Origin of the sequence: Streptomyces colwelliae, assembly GCF_048158785.1 — a bacterium.
Classification (GTDB): Bacteria; Actinomycetota; Actinomycetes; order Streptomycetales; family Streptomycetaceae; genus Streptomyces.
The window spans coordinates 1-791 of the sequence record NZ_JBLTJC010000854.1 but is presented as its reverse complement, the minus strand read 5'-3'; the positions used below and the strand labels follow the sequence as shown (position 1 = coordinate 791).

The window sequence follows — 791 nt, the reverse complement described above, 5'->3', positions numbered from 1 at the left end:
GGGCAGGTATGCGGGACCGTCCGCGGGAGTGGGGGCAGGTGTGCGGGACGGGTCGCGGGAGTGGGGTCAGCCCCAGCCCAGTTCGTGCAGGCGCTCGTCCTCGATGCCGAAGTGGTGGGCGACCTCGTGGACGACGGTGACGGCGACCTCGTGGACGACGTCCTCCGTGGTCGCGCAGTAGCGCAGGGTCGGGCCCATGTAGATGGAGATCCGGTCGGGGAGGACCCCGGCGTACCACTCGCCGCGTTCGGTCAGGGGTGTGCCCTCGTAGAGGCCGAGGAGCTCGGGGTCGGACGGGTCGGGTTCGTCCTCGACGAACACGGCCACGTTGTCCATGACCCGCGTCAGCTCCGGCGGGATCCGGTCCAGGGCCTCACTCACCAGCTCTTCGAACGTCTCGCGTGTCATTTCCAGCACACGCCCATTGTCCGGGACGAACGCCGGTTCGGGGTCGTGGTCACACACGGAGGTGGGGGATCAGTGCGGCCGCGCGCTCCAGCTGCTCGCGTTGGGCGGGCAGGTTCAGGGCGGCCAGGCGGGTGACGAGGTGCCGGGCGCCGGCGCCGACGTACCGGCTCAGACGCTCGGTGACCTGCTCGGCGGTGCCCGCGGCGACGGCCTGGATCTTCTCCAGTTCGGGCAGGGGCATGCCGTAGGTGGCGCGGGCGTAGTCGTCCGTCGCTTTTCGGGCGTGCTGTACGTCCTCGTCGATTCGTACGGTGACGAAGAGGGCCGGGGTGATCGCGTCGGGGGTGCGGCCCGCGGCGGCTGCCGCCCGGTGGATGTCGTGC

At 71.0% G+C, this 791-nt stretch carries 1 protein-coding gene and 1 pseudogene; both read right to left on the bottom strand.

What is annotated here, in order from left to right; translation table 11 throughout:
* Positions 1-66: 66 nt before the first annotated feature.
* A complete protein-coding gene (locus ACNFOC_RS54810; protein WP_328681869.1) occupies positions 67-417 on the bottom strand; it encodes a metallopeptidase family protein in 351 nt (116 codons plus the stop codon).
* A gap of 40 nt (positions 418-457) precedes the next feature.
* Positions 458-791: pseudogene (locus ACNFOC_RS54805) on the bottom strand (LLM class flavin-dependent oxidoreductase); the annotation flags it as partial.